The sequence below is a fragment of the Rikenella sp. genome (genome assembly GCF_056799795.1).
In genome coordinates this window covers 1-2,696 of the sequence record NZ_JBQIQO010000064.1, presented here as the reverse complement: position 1 = coordinate 2,696, position 2,696 = coordinate 1, and the positions used below count along the sequence as shown (strand labels likewise).

The 2,696-nt window shown below is 60.3% G+C and carries 1 protein-coding gene; it reads left to right on the top strand.

Features of this window, described 5'->3' with window-relative positions:
- The first annotated feature begins 553 nt into the window (after window positions 1–553).
- Window positions 554–2,272, top strand: coding sequence for a DEAD/DEAH box helicase (locus ACTO3O_RS09710; protein ID WP_297832900.1), 1,719 nt, complete (start codon window positions 554–556; stop codon window positions 2,270–2,272).
- The last annotated feature ends 424 nt before the right edge of the window (window positions 2,273–2,696 follow it).

Genomic DNA, 2,696 nt, shown 5'->3' with positions numbered 1-2,696 from the left:
AACCCTCCGTCACCGCCGTCCACCGGTAAGCCCGAGTGTGCGTTGCGGCAGCCCGGGGCGGGCCGCTCGGCACTCGAACCGGGTCCCTTTACGCTAAATTACTCCCCATAAACACACGATCCGTTTATTCCGAGAGGCAACGCAACTGAAAACCGAGCGCGCGATTATTCGCATAACAAGGATTCAAGTGCGCCCCGCTGAAACTCAGATAGAGTCCATCTCCCCCGCTCACCGACGACGAATAGCCGAAGCCGTGACTTCCCGCGCCATCCCCTTCTCCCGTATAGTGATTGCGGTAGCCCGGCGCGAGCGCCGCGCCTCCCCTCCCGCAGGAAAAACGCCCCTCCCGCGCGGAATTCCGAGAAAACTCCCTATCTTTGCCCTGTTTTTTTGAGACTGTTCGGATAATTCGATGGCTGGAAAAGTCAGGATGGTTTCAGCGTGTCGGCCCTTCGGTATTCCCGCGCACTGAACCCCAGTGGAGCCACGGACACCCGGCCTTCGGAACGAGCCGCACCCCATTTGTGCAGCCCACTAAACATCGAAACAGTCTATGATCTTAGAAGCATTCAAAGAGCTCGGTCTCTCCGACCGTACGCTCGACGCCTTGGCGGCCAAAGGGTTCGAAACCCCGTCGCCCATCCAGCGGCTCACCATTCCCGTGATGCTGCAAAACCGCAACGACATCATCGCCCAAGCCCAGACCGGAACCGGCAAAACCGCCGCCTTCGGCCTGCCCATCGTCGAGCTGCTCGAACCCCGGGCCAAACAAGTGCAAGCCTTGATTCTCGCCCCCACCCGCGAACTCGCCATCCAGGTGAACGACGAAATCCAATCCTTCCGCAAAGGCGACCTGCGCGTCACCCCCATCTACGGCGGCGCCGCCATGAACGAACAACTGCGCCGACTTCGTGCCGGCGTCGACATCGTCGTCGGGACCCCCGGCCGCATCCTCGACCACCTTCGCCGCGGGACCCTCGACCTCTCCTCCCTTCGGTGGCTCGTGCTCGACGAAGCCGACGAAATGCTCAACATGGGCTTTATCGACGACGTCGACGAAATCCTGAGCTACGCCCCCGACGAGCGTCGCATCTTCCTCTTCTCCGCCACCATGCCCGACCGGATCGCCGGACTGTCGCGGAAATACATGCGCGACATAGAAGTGCTCCGCGTCGAGAACAAACAAGTCACCGCCGACCTCACCGACCAGATCTACTTCGAAGTCCGCGAGAGCGACAAATTCGACGCCCTGACCCGGATCATCGACGTCGAGAACGACTTCTACGGCATCGTTTTTTGCCGCACGAAAGTCGCCGTCGACCAACTCGTCAACAATCTCCTGGAACGCGGCTATGCCGCCGAAGGGCTTCACGGCGACGTCTCCCAGTCCCAGCGCGAAAAGATCCTCCGTAAATTCAAGAAACGCCACTCCAACATACTGGTCGCCACCGACGTCGCCGCCCGCGGGATCGACGTCTCGAACCTGACCCACGTCATCAACTACTCCCTGCCTCAGGATCCCGAATCCTACGTCCACCGGATCGGTCGTACCGGCCGTGCCGGGAACGAAGGAACCGCCATCACCTTCATCTCCCCCGCCGAGAACCGGCAATTCATGTTTCTGCAACGCCAGGTCAAAGCCGAAATCCGGAAAGAGACCTTGCCCACCGGGCATGATATCGTCGAGATGAAGAAGCTGAAAATCAAGGACGAACTGGCCGAGATCGTTGAAAACGAGACCTACGCCGACTACGACGAGATCGCCCGGGAGCTTCTGGCCGAGCTCGATCCGGAAGTCGCCCTCGCCGCCCTGATGCGCCTGGCCTTCAAGAACGAGTTGGACGAGAGCAACTATCCCGAGATTCGTCGGATCGACGTGAACCGTCGCGGCACCTCGCGGCTCTTTATCGGCCTGGGTAAGAGCTCCGGTTATCGGCCTAAGTTGATCGTCGAGCTGCTGGCCCGCGAGTGCGGTATTCCCCAGCAGAAGATCGACGACGTGAAATGTATGGACGACTTTTCGTTCGCGACGATTCCGTTCCAGGACGCCGAAGCCGCGATGAAGAAGCTCAACTCGCTTCGGGAGCTCGCCCAAGACGACCGTCCGCTGGCCAAGTTAGCCAAGGAGTCCGAGAAGCAGAGCGACCGCAACCCGAACGGCGTTCGGGACAGCGGTCGGAACTATCGTCGCGGGCCTCGCGACTCCTATCAGCGTCGCGGCGGTTCTCAGGACTACTCCAAGCGTCGCGACCACACCCGTCGGAAATACTGATTCGGGTTCTCTCGCAGCTTGGATAAGAGACCGCATATTAGTTTGGTTCCGCCAACAGTTTGAGGATGCGCATCATCCGTCTAAAGCCGCGCGAACAGAGAACGGGGGTAGAGGCTGCCATTTGCCCACCGCGGGCACGCGGGGCCTGCCCGGCCGACGCGTTCGCGTCATGGCGGGCGGCCGTTACTATTCCTTCTTAGCCTAACCGCGCGCGACTGCTGGAAAAGGAAATCATTCAAACGCATGATCTGCGTTTGAATAAGATTTCCGCCAGCGCGCGGCCAAAGAACGGGGGTAGAGGCTGGCAGTTGAAATGCGTCAGCATTTCCCGTCCACGGGACGTGGGGCCCGCGCGGCCCGAGCGCAGTTTCCTCAAACTAAAACGCGCGCCCCGCCTAAAGAAGCGATTCAACTCTTTCGGCGA